The following is a 13,938-nucleotide window of genomic DNA, read 5'->3' as shown; positions in this document are numbered from 1 at the left end:
CTACATTTTTGAAACTGCCAACATAGCCTTGTCAGTTGCATTTGCTATTATTTTTATATCCTTGTCTTTTAATGCTGATGATAAAAACCAAGCTTCAAATTGACTTGGAGGTAAAAACACTCCATTTTTTATCATTTCCCAAAAGAATACACCAAACTTTTCTGTATCAGAAGTTTGAGCTTCTTCAAAATTTGTAACTTTCGTTTTTGTAAAGAACGGATTTAACATAGAACCAAATCTATTTACAGTTAAATCTACATTGTATTTCTTAGCTGTTTCCAATAAAATCACTTCTATTATCGCACCAACTTCTTCGAACTTTTCATACGGATTTTGTTTTTTCAACTCTGTTAAAGTTGCTATTCCACCAGCCATAGCTATCGGATTTCCAGACAAAGTACCTGCTTGATACATTCCTCCTAACGGCGCAACATTTTCCATGATTTCGTTTCTTGCACCATAAGCACCAACAGGAAAACCTCCGCCAATTACTTTACCTAAACATGTAATATCTGCTGTAACACCTAATAATTCTTGTGCGCCACCAAATTTAGAACGAAAACCTGTCATTACTTCATCAGCAATTAGCAACGCTCCTTTTGTTTCTAAAAATTCTTTTAATTCTTTTAAGAAATTATTTTGCGGAATTACAACTCCCATATTACCACCGATTGGCTCTATGATAACACCGGCAATATCATCGTGCTCTTCAAAGTGTTTTTTTACACTTTCTAAATTATTATATTCTGCTATTAATGTGTTTTTTACTGCACCTTCTGGTACACCTTTAGAACCTGGTAAACTTAACGTTGCCAAACCAGAACCTGCTGCAACTAATAATGCATCTTGATGCCCATGATAACAACCAGAAAACTTAATAATTTTATCTTTTCCTGTAAATGCTCTTGCTAAACGAATTCCGCTTAAAACAGCTTCTGTACCAGAATTTACAAAACGAACTTTGTCCATTTCTGGAAAAGCATCACAAACAATTTTTGCTAATTTTATTTCTGCCTCTGTTGATGCACCAAAAGAATAACCGTTCTTTAAAGCTTTATCAACACCTTTTTGCACTTTTTTATGTCTGTGACCTAATATCATTGGTCCGTAAGAAAGTACTAAATCTACATATTCATTACCATCAACATCTGTAATTCTAGTTCCTTTTGCTTTTTTAATAAACAACGGATTTCCGCCAACAGAAGAAAATGCTCTTACAGGAGAATTTACTGCACCTACAAGGTTTTTTAAACCCTTTTTATATAATTTTTGTGATTTTTTAAAGCTCATACTTTACCAGTTATTAGTCTTTAGTTGTTAGTCTTTAATATTCTTGCCGCTTCTTTAGCAAAATAAGTAATAATTATATCTGCACCTGCCCTTTTCATAGACAGTAGACTTTCCATCATTACTTTTTCTCCGTCAATCCAACCTTTTTCTGCAGCAGCTTTAACCATTGCATATTCTCCGCTTACATTATAACATGCAATTGGTCTATCGAAATTGTTTTTTAAATCTCTAATAATATCTAAATAAGAAAGTGCGGGTTTTACCATTAAAATATCTGCTCCTTCTTGATCATCAAAAGTAGCTTCTCGCATTCCTTCATCTCTGTTAGAAGGATCCATTTGATACGTTCTTCTATCACCAAATGTAGGTGCAGAATCTGCCGCATCTCTAAAAGGACCATAAAAAGCTGACGCATATTTTACAGAATATCCCATAATTGGTAAATTAGTAAAACCGGTATTATCTAAAGACTGACGAATCATATCTATTGTTCCATCCATCATACCAGAAGGCGCAACCATATCTACACCTGCTTTTGCATGAGAAATTACTTGTTTAGCAAGGTTTACTAAAGTTGCATCATTATCCACATCATTGTCATGTATAATTCCGCAGTGACCATGAGAAGTATATTCACAAAAACAAACATCTGTAATTACATATAAACTTGGGTAATTTTTCTTGATAAAACGAATTGCTTTTTGCATAATTCCGTCATCATTCCAAGTTTCTGTACCTTCATCATCTTTTTCTGATGGAATTCCAAACAAAAGAACCGCAGGTATATTTAAAGAAACTACCTCATCTAATTCTTTTGAAATTCTATCTAAAGAAAAACGCTTGATTCCGGGCATAGAAACAATTTCTGTCTCTATGTTTTCTCCTTCTTCTATAAAAAGTGGATAAATAAAATCGTCTACAGAGAGTTTAGTTTCTCTAACTAATCTTCTAATACCTTCTGTTTTTCTTAATCTTCTAGTTCTAAACATGTATACTGACTTTAGTTATTTCGAAGAAAACTGACGAAATAATTATTATTGAATGCTCTTTGTCATTAATTAATTTGAAGAAGTTTCTTCTCCGGCATAATGGCTATTTACCAATTCTAAAACGCTATCTACACTTGGCAAATTAGCAACTTGTACATTTTCGAAATGCTTTCTAGCTTCTACTGCAGTAGTTTCTCCAATACAAAATGCTGTTTTGTCTTTAGAATTTACTTCTAAATAACTGTTTATTCCTGAAGGACTATAAAACAAAACCCCAGAAAATTCATCAGAAATTTTAACTGGACTTAACATTGTCTTGTAAGCTTCTACTTCGTTCACAACAATTTCATGTGCTTGCAAATAGGTAGGAAAAACATCTAATCTTACATCACTACAGAAATAAGTAATTTCTTTTACCTCTGTTTCTTTAGAGATGTATTCTGCAAGTTTTAAAGCATTTTTAGCAACGTGCGTTACTTTTCCTATCCTTTTTTCTATTAACTTCTTTGTTCTTCTACCAACACAATAGATATTTTTAAAATCTAATTCTTCTTTGGTAAAAGAGTTTAATATAGCTTCTACACCATTTTGACTAGTAATTGCAACGTTTTCATGCGAATGTTTAACTACTTTTGGTGAAATTCTATTAAATCTTATTTTTATAAAATCACTATCTTCTATACCTATCGCAGAAGAAAGATTTTCTTTTTGTAATTCTGATAATTTTTTAGTTGAATAAACTTTCGCAATCGAATCGTCTTTACCTTCATCTTCTTGCATTAATTCTTTACCACCCCTATTTATTACATAATCGGCGCAATCTTTTGCTAAAAATTTATGACTTCCAATTTTTGCAGTTTTGGTTACTGTAATTTTTTTAGAACCGTCTCTTTTTAATAAAATTCCTTTAAAATTAATTTCGCCCGTTTTATCATCAACATACGCTAAAGCACCTATTGGCGCTGTACAACCACCTTCTAGCAATCTTAAAAACTCGCGCTCTATACCAACACAAACCTTAGTTTCATGATGATTTAGTTGCTCGCAAGCATCTATTACATACGTATCGTTTTCTAAAGCAGCAATCATAATTGCACCTTGAGCTGGTGCAGGAATCATCCAAGTTAATGGTATTGCACCTTTATCTCTTAATCCTAATCGCTCTAAACCAGCAGCTGCAAAAACAGCTCCGTTCCAAGTCTCACTAGTTCTAAGTTTTTCTAAACGCGTATTTACATTTCCTCTTAAATCTTCTACAGAATGTGTAGGGTAACGATTTAACCATTGTGCTTTTCTGCGTAAACTTCCTGTTGCAATTACTCCGTTTGGTTGACCAAAAAACTCTTCAGTATCTTTTAAAACCAAAATATCTGTATAGTTTGCACGCTTTAAAACTGCGGCTTGCACAATACCTTCTGGCAATGCTGTAGGTACATCTTTTAAAGAATGTACTGCAATATCAATATCGCCATTTAACATAGCAATATCTAAATTTTTAGTAAAAATTCCTGTAATTCCTAATTCGTACAAAGGTTTATCTAAAACAATATCTCCGGTAGATTTTATTGGAACCAAAACAGCTTCATAACCTAATCCCTCTAATTCTTTGCGTACTTTGTTTGCTTGCCAAAGCGCTAATTGGCTATCGCGAGTACCTATTCTTATTATTTTTTGCATGGAGTTTTAATTATGATTGAAACACTTTTTGAATAACTTCTATACTTTCTGAAACAGAAGTTTCTTCATCTTTTAAATGCTTAACAAACTGTGTAGTAATTTTTTGTATAAATCTCGAAGTTAAGATTTCTGCCTGATTTTCATCAAAATTTATAATTTTCTTTTTCTGAAAATTAATTTCATCTTTCTTAATAACTTCTAAAGATTCTTTTAACGCGGCAATCGCGGGCGTAAACCTTCTATGGTTTAACCAACTATTAAATTCTGCCTTGTGAGTTTCTATAATTTCTTTTGCAAACGGAATTTCTTGTTGACGAACAGCTAAAGTTTCATCAGTAATCTTAGAAAGCTCATCTACATTCACTAAAGAAACGCCTTTAACCTCTAAAACATCTTTTGCCACATTTTCTGGCATCGATAAATCTAAGATTAAAGTTTCTTTTTTGTTTACAATATGTTCTTTTGTAATTGTTGGCTTATCTGCACCTGTAGACACAATAATTACATCTGCATTTGCAACCTCTTCTGTTAAGTTTTCGATAACAGATTTACGAATAGAAGCATGCTCTTTTACAAAAGCATCTGTTTTTTCTTCGGTTCTATTGATTAAACTAACCTGTTTATTCTGCGTATATTCCGCTAAATTTTTACAAGTATGTTTTCCCATTTTACCTAAACCAAAAACTAAAATATTTTTAGAATTGTAATCTGGTAAATTCTTAATAATGTATTGCACTGCAGCATAAGAAACTGATGTTGTACCAGAACTTAACTTTGTATCGTTTTTAACACGTTTACTTGCTTGCAAAACAGAATTTACAAGTCTCTCTATATAAGCATCTGTAGTTTTTAATTGTTTTGCCAATTTAAAAGATTGTCTTAATTGACCAACAATTTCATAATCTCCTAAAATCTGACTTTCTAAACCTGTACCAATTCTAAATAAGTGGCTAATTGCCTCTTGATCTTTATTGATATTACAAATAGCATTAAATTCTTTAACAGTACCTTCAGAAAAATCACAAAGCAATTCTATAAGAAGACAAGGTCTATTGGCAAAACCAAAAATTTCTGTTCTATTGCATGTAGAAATTATAAAGATAGATTTTATACCTCTTTCTTTAGCTGCATTTAAAAGTGCGGCTTGATTTTCTTTGGATACAGAAAATTTACCACGCATTTCTGCATCTGCCTTTTTATAACTTACACCAATATTGTAAAAATGTACTTGTCCTAATTCCTTCATAAATTGTAAAAGATGATGCAAAAATAAAAAGAGCAATCAAAAAAAAGTATCGCTTAAAGAACTTTTAATAACGTTCTGTGTTTTTTAATGCTTTTATTATTAAAAAACATTCAAAAATCCTTATTTTTGTAGTGTTAACAAGTAATTAAACATTTTTTATATAGAATGATTCTAAATAAAAGGAGTTTCAATATTTAAGAAAATTATGTTTAAAAATGTCGGAGAAAGTTCTTTTGATGAAATAAACCTAGAAAAAGGGTTTTATGTTCTTCATTTTCAGAACGAAAGCAAAAATGCAATCAATTTTGAAAGAGATATTGATAGTACATTTATACAAATGCACTTCTGTTTACGCGGTAATTCTAAATTTTTATTTAATTCTGGCGATTATACTTTTGATGTTTTAGACAATCGATCTATACTTTTATACAATCCGCAAAGAACACTACCTATTAACTTAGAAATTCAACCAAAAACAACATTGGTTTCTTTATTAATTTCTATTGAAAAATTTCACTCTTTATTCTCTAAAGAATCAGGTTATATTCCTTTTTTAAGTGACGAAAACAGCAATCGAAAATTTTACGACGATACAGAAATCAAACCAACGGTTTCTATTGTTTTGCAACAAATCATCAACTCTAACATAAACAGCTCTATTAGGCAGTTATACGTAAAAGGAAAAATTTATGAGTTACTAAGTCTTCATTTTCAAAAAGAAGAAAGTACAGATGCAGAATATTGCCCGTTTTTAGTTGACGAACAAAATGTTATTAAAATTAGAAAAGCAAAAGATATTATAATTTCTAGAATGTCTGAACCACCAAGCTTGCAAGAACTAGCAACTGAAATTGGTTTGAATTTAAAAAAATTAAAAGAAGGCTTTAAACAAATTTATGGTGATACAGTGTATAGTTTTTTATTCGACTATAAAATGGAACACGCAAGAAAATTATTAGAATCTAATAAATATAATGTAAATGAAGTTGGCTCGCAAGTTGGTTACAGTACCGCAAGTCATTTTATTGCCGCTTTTAAAAAGAAATTTGGTACAACACCAAAAAAATATGTAATGAGTTTAAATAAATAATTATAATTTGGAACAACTTACACATTACGACATCGAGAACAAGCAACAACAATTTCCTATAACAATTGTATGTGATGCTATTAGAACTCCAGAAAATATTGGAATGTGTTTTCGTATTTCTGAAAGTTTTGGTGTAGAGAAAATATATTTTCATGAAAACTCTCCAACCACAGAAAATAGAATCGTAAAAAAAACAGCTAGAAATACTCTTAACCAAATACAACACGAAGCTTACACAAATTTCGAAACATTAATTTCTGAATTAAAAGCAGCTGGTAACACAATTATTGGTATAGAAATTACTGATAAAAGTATCGATATTCAAGATTTTAATTTTAAAAATCACGAAAAAATCGTATTACTTTTGGGTAGCGAAAGAAACGGTATCGAAAATATAAACTTAGTAGATAAAACTGTTGCAATACCAATGTTTGGCAGAAACTCTAGCATGAATGTAATACATAGTTTAGCGATAACTTTATATGAAGTTACCAATCAAATATCAAAAAAATAAATAAACAACCACTTTTGAAGCATATATAAATGAAAGGTATTTTATTAAACAATTTAGGGTCACCAGATTCTACGGATACAAAAGATGTAAAAAAATATTTAGGAGAATTTTTAATGGACGAGCGTGTAATTGATATTCCTTTTTGGAAACGCTGGATTCTTATTAAAGGAATTATCTTAAAAATTAGACCAAAAAAATCGGGTGCAGCTTACAAAAAAATCTGGTGGAAAGAAGGTTCTCCGTTAGTTGTAATTTCTGAAAGGTTTACTAAGAAAGTTGCCAAAAAAGTAGATATTCCTGTAGAGTTAGCAATGCGCTATGGTTCTATGTCTATGGAAAAAGGAATTAAAAACTTGGTTGATAAAGGTGTAACAGAAATTATGTTGGTTCCTTTATATCCGCATTACGCAATGTCTTCTTACGAAACTGTTGTTGTTTTAGCAGAAGAAATTATTGCAGAGAAATATCCACAGGTAAAATTAGATACTTTACCACCGTTTTACAACAAACCAGATTATATAAAAGCAATGAGCAATAATATTGCAAATCATTTAAAAGGTTTCGATTATGATCATGTTTTATTTTCTTATCACGGAATTCCTGAACGTCACATCAAAAAATCTGACCCAACAAACAGTCATTGTAAAATAGATGGTTCTTGTTGCGAACGAAATTCTGTAGCGCATCATACTTGTTACAGACATCAATGTTTTGAAACTACAAAAGCAATTGCTAAAGAATTAGGTTTGGACGAAACAAATCATAGCAATTCATTTCAATCTCGATTATTAAAAGATCCTTGGTTAAAACCTTACACAGATTTCGAATTAGAAAAATTTCCAACAATTGGTAAAAAGAAACTTGCTGTAATTACACCTGCTTTTGTTGCTGATTGTTTAGAAACTTTAGAAGAAATTGCCATGGAAGGTAAAGAAGAATTTTTAGAAGCTGGCGGTACAGATTACAAACACATACCTTGTATGAACGACAATGATGATTGGGTAGACGTTATGGTTTCTTGGATAAATGATTGGAAAAACAAATAATTTATATGGATTTTCTTTACGTTAAAGCATTACATATCATTTTTGTAGTAACTTGGTTTGCAGGTTTATTTTATATTCCGAGATTGTTTATTTATCAAACAGAAGCAGAAAATAAATTAGAACCTGCAAAATCTATTTTGCAAACTCAGTACAAATTAATGACCAAAAGGTTGTGGTATATAATCACATGGCCTTCTGCAATTTTAGCAAGTACTTTTGCTTTTTGGATGCTTATAGAAAATCCTACTTATTTATCCGAACCTTGGATGTTGGTTAAACTAGCATTTGTTCTTGCCTTGTACTTCTACCATGGTTTTTGTCATTCAATATTTAAAAAACTACAAAAAGATATTGTAAAATATTCTGCTTTCAGATTACGAATATTTAACGAAATATCAACTATAATTTTATTTGCAGTCGTATTTTTAGTAACCGTTAAAAGTGCAATAAATTGGATTTGGGGAGTTATAGGAATTATACTTTTTGGTATTTTAATGATGTTAGGAATTAAACTTTATAAAAAAATTAGAGAGAGAAAATCTTGGGAAAAGGCAGAAAAAGAGGTTTTAGACAAAGATTAAATTAACCTCTTATACTTTGCTCGAACGGAATTCTATTTAAAATAGATCTTCCTAAAGTAACCTCATCTGCATATTCTAATTCATCACCTACAGAAATTCCACGTGCAATAGTACTTGTTGTAATTTCAAACTTTTCTATCTGTTTAAAAATATAAAAGTTGGTAGTATCACCTTCCATTGTAGAACTTAGTGCAAAAATTAATTCTTTAATTTCTCCGCTACTCACTTTATTTATTAAAGATTCTATTTGTAAATTCTGAGGCCCAATACCCTCGATAGGAGATATTTTTCCGCCTAAAACATGGTACAATCCTTTAAACTGAGCTGTACTTTCAATAGCCATTACATCTCTAATATCTTCTACTACACAAACAATCTCTGGGTTTCTCTTCGGATTTTGGCAAATATCACACAAAACAGTATCAGAAATATTATGGCATTTTTCACAAGTTTTTACATCATTTCTAAGATGCAAAAGAGCTTCAGATAAATATTTTGTGTTTTCTGATGGTTGCTTTAATAAATGTAACACTAAACGCAATGCAGTTCTTTTACCTATTCCTGGTAATCTAGAAACTTCATTCACCGCATTTTCTAGTAATTTCGAAGAAAAATCCATAACTGCAAATTTAACTCTTTCAATAGAAAAGAATCAATAAAAAAGAAAAAAGACTGCTAAAAAACATATATTCGTAATCAAATAAAAACTAAAATGAAACCCGAATATATCATCTTATTAATTGTTGCATATTTTACTGTTTTAATTCTTATTTCTTACATCACAGGTAAATCTGCAGACAATAAAACCTTTTTTAAAGCAAATAATTCATCACCTTGGTATTTGGTCGCTTTTGGTATGATAGGCGCATCACTTTCTGGTGTTACATTTATTTCTGTTCCGGGTTGGGTAGAAGGTCAAAACATGAGTTATTTTCAAATGGTTTTGGGCTATATTGTTGGTTATGCTGTTATTGGTTTGGTTTTATTACCATTGTATTACAAGTTAAACCTAACCTCTATTTACACTTATTTAGAAGATCGGTTTGGTAAAAACTCATACAAAACTGGTGCTAGTTTTTTCTTGTTATCTAGAACTATTGGTGCCGCTTTTAGACTTTTTTTAGTTGCTAATGTTTTACAATTGTTGTTGTTTGATAGTTATGGCGTTCCGTTTTGGGTTACAGTTTCAATCACTATACTTTTAATATGGTTGTACACTTTTAAAGGTGGTATAAAAACAATTGTATGGACAGATACTTTACAAACTTTATTTATGTTAATTGCTGTTGGTGTTTGTATTTATACGATTTCTGATGAAATGGAAATTGGTAATCTTTTTGCATATGTAGCAGACAACGAACTTTCTAAAACGTTCTTTTTTGAAGATGTAAATGCAGGTAATTATTTCTGGAAACGATTTTTAGCCGGTGCTTTTATCTCTATAGTTATGACAGGTTTAGACCAAGATATGATGCAAAAAAACTTAACCTGCAGAAACCTAAAAGATGCTCAAAAAAACATGTTTTGGTTTACAATTGTACTTGTTATCGTTAACTTTTTCTTTTTAGCATTGGGTGTTTTACTTACAGATTATGCAAAATCTAACGGAATTGACGCACACAAAGACGAGCTTTTTCCTATAATTGCAACCAAAGGTTCTTTAGGTTTAGCAACTGCGATCTTTTTCCTTTTAGGTTTAATTGCCGCGGCATACTCTAGCGCAGATTCTGCACTAACATCTTTAACAACTTCTTTTAGCATTGATATTTTAGAAATTGACAAAGAAAAAGACAAAGCAAAACAAGAAAAAACGAGAAAAAAAATACACATACTTTTTTCTTTAATTTTAATAGCAACCATTTTAGTTTTTAAATATTTTATTGCTGATGCAAGTGTTATTGCTAAAATATTTACGTTTGCAAACTATACTTATGGCCCATTATTAGGTTTATATGCCTTTGGTCTTTTTACAAGCATTAAAGTAAAAGATAAAATGGTGCCACTTATTTGTTTAGCCTCTCCTTTTCTAACCTATTTGGTTAATTATTTATCCTTAGAATATTTTAATTTTGATTTTGATTTTTCTCTATTAATCTTAAACGGATTTATAACTTTTTTAGGATTGTACTTTTTTAAGAAAAAATAACATGAAAAAGTCGATTTCGATAATTGGTAGCGGACCATCAGCTTTATTTTTAGCTGCTTTTTTAGATCTAGAAAAATACGATGTTACTATTTTCGAAAAAAACAAAACAGCTGGCAGAAAGTTTTTAGTTGCTGGTAAAGGCGGTTTTAATTTAACACATTCAGAATCCTTAGAAAATTTTACAGAAAAATATACACCAACCAATTTTCTAAAAGAATCAATTACAAATTTTACAAATCAAAACTTTAGAGATTGGTTATTAAAAATAGGAATTCCAACTTATATTGGAAGTAGCAAAAGAGTGTATCCAAAAGAAGGTATTAAACCGATAAAAGTTCTAAATACTATTTTAAAACACCTAGAAAACAAAGGAGTTCATTTGAAGTTCAGTCATTGTTTTTCGACTTGGAATAATGAAAACAACATCATAATTAATGATAAACAAATAAAATCTGATTTTACCGTTTTTGCTTTAGGAGGCGCGAGTTGGAAGGTTACAGGGTCGGATGGAAATTGGTTTGATGTATTTCAATCCATAGGAATTAAAACAGTACCGTTTGAAGCTTCAAATTGTGCTTTTAAAATTATCTGGGAATCAGATTTTTTGAAAAAAAATGAAGGAAAACCACTTAAAAATATTGAAATTTATTGTGATTCAAAAAAACAAAAGGGTGAAGTAGTAATTACAAAATTTGGTTTAGAAGGAAACGGAATTTATGGCTTAAGTCCGCAAATTAGAGACCAATTAAACGCTAACAATAAAGCAATAATTTATATTGATTTTAAACCGATTTTTGATCTGGAAAAAGTAAACTTTAAAATTAAAAACGCTCTTTCTAAAAACACTACTCAAATCTTAAAAAAAGAATTAAAATTAAACAGTGCGGTAATCGATTTATTAAAAAACAACTTAAGTAAAGAAGACTATTTAAACTCTGATATTCTTTCAAAAAAAATTAAAAAATTCCCTTTAGAAATAGTGGCTACAAACTCTTTAGACAAAGCCATTTCTTCTGTTGGTGGCATATGTTTAACCGCTATTAATAAACACGGAGAATTAAACGTCTTAAAAAATCAATTTTGTATAGGCGAAATGCTAAATTGGGATGCACCAACAGACGGTTATTTAATTCAAGGTTGTGTAAGCCATGGAGTTTCTTTAGCTAATTACTTAAATAAATTGAGCTCTTAATTTAACATTGTACTTAAATTATTCAGTATTTTTACATAATTAAACTTTTTTAAATGTCTAAAGACTTATCAAATTACAGAAAATCCTACGAAAAGGAAGAGTTATTAGAAAATAATTGCCCAGAAAATCCAATGGAATTATTTCAAACTTGGTTTAAAAATGCAGATGAATCAAATACTGTAGAAGAAACCAATGCAATGAATGTTTCTACGATTGGTAAAGATGGTTTTCCTAAAAACAGAATTGTATTATTAAAGAAATTTACTTGGGAAGGTTTTGTTTTTTATACAAATTACACATCAGAAAAAGGGAAAGCAATAGAAGCTAATAATAACATTTGTTTATCGTTTTTTTGGCCAGCATTAGAACAACAAATTATAATTAAAGGAGTTGCAGAAAAACAAATCGAAAACTTATCTGATGGTTATTTCGAATCGAGACCAGACGGCAGTAAGCTTGGTGCATGGGCATCAAACCAAAGTAGTGTTGTTAACTCTAGAAAAACATTAGAAGATAATTTAAAATCTTTTGAGAAGAAATTTGAAGGTAAAGAAATAAATAGACCAAAACATTGGGGCGGATATTTGGTAAAACCAATCTCTATAGAATTTTGGCAAGGTAGACCAAATAGGCTTCACGATAGAATAAGATATAGTCTAGAAAAAGATTTTTCTTGGAAAATTGAACGATTAGCTCCATAAATTTTTATATTTACCATAACCAACTAAAATTTAAATGAAAACACTTTATATAGTAAGACACGCAAAATCTTCTTGGGAATACTCTGGTATTGAAGATATTGATAGGCCCTTAAAAAAGCGTGGTATTAAAGACGCTCATTTAATGTCTAAATTTTTAACGAAAAAAATTGAAAAACCTGATGCTTTTATTACAAGTAGTGCTAACAGAGCATTACACACTGCTGTAATTTTTTGCGAAAACTTTGGTTTTCCGCATGCAAATCTTCAAATAAAAAGACAACTTTACAGTTTTAGCGATGGTTATTTAGTAAAAACTGTTAATGCACTAGACGACGGTTTTAATTCTGCAATTATATTTAGCCACGATCATGGTATAAATACTTTTGTTAATGAATTTGGAAATAGACCTATTGCACATGTAACAACATGCGGTGTTATAGGTATTCAATTTGAAGAAAAACACTGGAAAAATATTAGAAGAGGTAAAACAATTTTAGTAGAATTTCCTAAAAATCTTAAATAAAGTACTTTGTTAGAAATAAAAAAATTCGCAGCTATAGATATTGGTTCCAACGCAATTAGATTATTAATTTCGAACGTAATAATTTCTGATGACAAAGAACCTCAGTTTAAAAAATCATCTTTGGTACGTGTTCCAATTCGATTGGGTGCAGATGTATTTGTTAATGAAGGCATTATTAGTGATGCAAATATTAGCAGAATGATTAATGCTATGGAGGCTTTTAAATTACTGATGAATATTCATGGTGTAGAAAAGTACAAAGCTTGTGCTACCTCTGCCATGAGAGAAGCTTCTAACGGTGAAGTTGTAGTGAAAGAAATTTTCAACAAAACCGGAGTAAAAATTGACATTATTGGCGGTAAAGAAGAAGCCGCAATTATTTCTTCTACAGATTTAAATGAGTTAATAGAAGGAGATAATTCTTATTTATATGTAGATGTTGGTGGTGGAAGTACAGAATTTACAGTTTTTTCTAAAGGAAAAATTATAAATTCTAAATCATTTAAAATGGGGACAGTTCGTTTATTAAATAATAAAAAATCTGTAAACAAAGAAATGTTTGCCAACGTAGAAAAATGGATTAAGAAAAACACAAAAGATTTAAAAAGAATTTCTTTAATAGGTTCTGGTGGAAACATCAACAAACTATTTAAAATGTCTGGCAGAACAGAAGGTAAACCAATTTCTTTTATTTACTTAAACGCTCAGTATCAGTTCTTAAAAAACATGAGTTATGATGAAAGAATTTCTGAGCTTAGTTTAAATCCAGATAGAGCAGATGTTATTATTCCTGCAACCAAAATTTACTTATCGGCCATGAAATGGAGTGGTGCAAGAAAAATTTATGTACCAAAAATTGGTCTATCAGACGGAATAATTAAGAGTCTACATAACAATACCTTAACATAAATTTCATTAACTTTTCTTTAACTTTTCTTTAACG

General features: G+C 30.3%; 14 protein-coding genes. 9 read left to right on the top strand and 5 right to left on the bottom strand.

Annotated features, from left to right (window positions below; all coding sequences use genetic code 11):
* From hemL to hemA, 4 genes are all read right to left on the bottom strand, one after another.
* Nucleotides 1–1,290, bottom strand: a complete 1,290-nt coding sequence (hemL, locus tag B5464_RS10590) for a glutamate-1-semialdehyde 2,1-aminomutase (RefSeq protein ID WP_079738334.1) — start codon at nt 1,288–1,290, stop codon at nt 1–3.
* 20 nt (nt 1,291–1,310) lie between these two features.
* A complete protein-coding gene (hemB, locus tag B5464_RS10585) occupies nt 1,311–2,279 on the bottom strand; it encodes a porphobilinogen synthase (protein ID WP_079738333.1) in 969 nt (322 codons plus the stop codon).
* Nucleotides 2,280–2,348: 69 nt separating this feature from the next.
* The gene (hemC, locus tag B5464_RS10580) at nt 2,349–3,956 is read right to left on the bottom strand and encodes a hydroxymethylbilane synthase (protein WP_079738332.1); all 1,608 of its coding nucleotides are present in this window, start codon (nt 3,954–3,956) and stop codon (nt 2,349–2,351) included.
* 10 nt (nt 3,957–3,966) lie between these two features.
* Nucleotides 3,967–5,202, bottom strand: coding sequence for a glutamyl-tRNA reductase (hemA, locus tag B5464_RS10575; RefSeq protein WP_079738331.1), 1,236 nt, complete (start codon nt 5,200–5,202; stop codon nt 3,967–3,969).
* Nucleotides 5,203–5,407: 205 nt separating this feature from the next.
* On the opposite strand from hemA, the gene B5464_RS10570 reads away from it, so the two are divergent.
* The 4 genes from B5464_RS10570 to B5464_RS10555 are packed head-to-tail and all read left to right on the top strand — an operon-like array spanning nt 5,408 to nt 8,433.
* Complete coding sequence (locus tag B5464_RS10570; RefSeq protein WP_079738330.1) at nt 5,408–6,292, top strand: AraC family transcriptional regulator; 885 nt, start codon at nt 5,408–5,410, stop codon at nt 6,290–6,292.
* Between the two features lie 7 nt (nt 6,293–6,299).
* Nucleotides 6,300–6,806, top strand: coding sequence for a TrmH family RNA methyltransferase (locus B5464_RS10565; protein WP_079738329.1), 507 nt, complete (start codon nt 6,300–6,302; stop codon nt 6,804–6,806).
* Nucleotides 6,807–6,835: 29 nt separating this feature from the next.
* Nucleotides 6,836–7,852 carry a ferrochelatase gene (gene hemH / locus B5464_RS10560; RefSeq protein ID WP_079738328.1) on the top strand — a complete coding sequence of 339 codons (1,017 nt, stop codon included), beginning with the start codon at nt 6,836–6,838 and terminating at the stop codon, nt 7,850–7,852.
* Nucleotides 7,853–7,857: 5 nt separating this feature from the next.
* Complete coding sequence (locus tag B5464_RS10555) at nt 7,858–8,433, top strand: CopD family protein (RefSeq protein ID WP_079739013.1); 576 nt, start codon at nt 7,858–7,860, stop codon at nt 8,431–8,433.
* Nucleotide 8,434: 1 nt separating this feature from the next.
* Here B5464_RS10555 and recR read toward each other — a convergent pair whose 3' ends face one another.
* A complete protein-coding gene (recR, locus tag B5464_RS10550) occupies nt 8,435–9,052 on the bottom strand; it encodes a recombination mediator RecR (protein ID WP_077808689.1) in 618 nt (205 codons plus the stop codon).
* A gap of 93 nt (nt 9,053–9,145) precedes the next feature.
* On the opposite strand from recR, the gene B5464_RS10545 reads away from it, so the two are divergent.
* Genes B5464_RS10545 through B5464_RS10525 form a run of 5 tightly spaced genes read left to right on the top strand, consistent with a single transcriptional unit; the run spans nt 9,146 to nt 13,904 of the window.
* Entirely contained in the window at nt 9,146–10,579 is a 1,434-nt protein-coding gene (locus B5464_RS10545) for a sodium:solute symporter (RefSeq protein WP_079738327.1), read from the top strand.
* Nucleotide 10,580: 1 nt separating this feature from the next.
* Complete coding sequence (locus B5464_RS10540) at nt 10,581–11,771, top strand: TIGR03862 family flavoprotein (protein ID WP_079738326.1); 1,191 nt, start codon at nt 10,581–10,583, stop codon at nt 11,769–11,771.
* Nucleotides 11,772–11,824: 53 nt separating this feature from the next.
* Entirely contained in the window at nt 11,825–12,472 is a 648-nt protein-coding gene (gene pdxH, locus B5464_RS10535; RefSeq protein WP_079738325.1) for a pyridoxamine 5'-phosphate oxidase, read from the top strand.
* Nucleotides 12,473–12,506: 34 nt separating this feature from the next.
* The gene (locus tag B5464_RS10530; RefSeq protein WP_077808685.1) at nt 12,507–12,995 is read left to right on the top strand and encodes a histidine phosphatase family protein; all 489 of its coding nucleotides are present in this window, start codon (nt 12,507–12,509) and stop codon (nt 12,993–12,995) included.
* Nucleotides 12,996–13,001: 6 nt separating this feature from the next.
* Nucleotides 13,002–13,904, top strand: a complete 903-nt coding sequence (locus tag B5464_RS10525) for a Ppx/GppA phosphatase family protein (RefSeq protein ID WP_079738324.1) — start codon at nt 13,002–13,004, stop codon at nt 13,902–13,904.
* The last annotated feature ends 34 nt before the right edge of the window (nt 13,905–13,938 follow it).

The organism is Polaribacter sp. KT 15 (assembly GCF_900143115.1).
In the GTDB taxonomy this organism is placed as follows: domain Bacteria; phylum Bacteroidota; class Bacteroidia; order Flavobacteriales; family Flavobacteriaceae; genus Polaribacter; species Polaribacter marinaquae.
This window is presented reverse-complemented; position numbering and strand designations above follow the sequence as displayed.